This is a genomic window from Bacillus cereus group sp. BfR-BA-01360, assembly GCF_022663595.1.
Classification (GTDB): Bacteria; Bacillota; Bacilli; order Bacillales; family Bacillaceae_G; genus Bacillus_A; species Bacillus_A cytotoxicus.
The window spans coordinates 1-470 of record NZ_JAKUFV010000077.1; the positions used below are offsets into that span (position 1 = coordinate 1).

A 470-nucleotide genomic window follows, 5' to 3' on the forward strand; every position below is an offset into this window, starting at 1 on the left:
ACATAATGGTCTTTACTATACCATACCTGTAATTAAGTAATCTAACATATCCATCTGACCAAATAACCAAGTCTCCCATACCCGTAGCAAATAATACTATTGAATCCTTATATCTTTGACTACTCTCCTCCAAAATCTCTTTAAATTCCTCTGGATTTATACTTTTAAAATACCCTTGCATAAATGTACCAAATCCATAATTACTCCATAAATCTATTATTTCATTAGGTACTACATGTTTATACTTTTCAATGATTTCACTCGGAACTTTATTATGCAACTTAAAATCTTTTAAATATTGTTCCATCTAAACTCCTCCTCTAATGTGTTAATTTTACATTCAAATAAGTACTTTTTAGTTGTTCTGGTGTCATGTTTTTGGCTAATTCCTTAATTTGTTCATCAACAATATCAATTCTATACCGCCATTGACTACCTATAGAAGAATTAATCCTTTTATCTCCCATACC

Annotated in this window: 2 protein-coding genes; both read right to left on the minus strand. The window is 29.8% G+C overall.

From position 1 onward, the window contains the following. Positions 1 to 307: GAD-like domain-containing protein (locus tag MR056_RS21970; protein ID WP_305037795.1), on the minus strand; the 307-nt coding region annotated here is incomplete at its 3' end. A 13-nt stretch (positions 308 to 320) separates the two neighbouring features. After that, positions 321 to 470: polymorphic toxin type 15 domain-containing protein (locus MR056_RS21975; protein WP_309244635.1), on the minus strand; the 150-nt coding region annotated here is incomplete at its 5' end.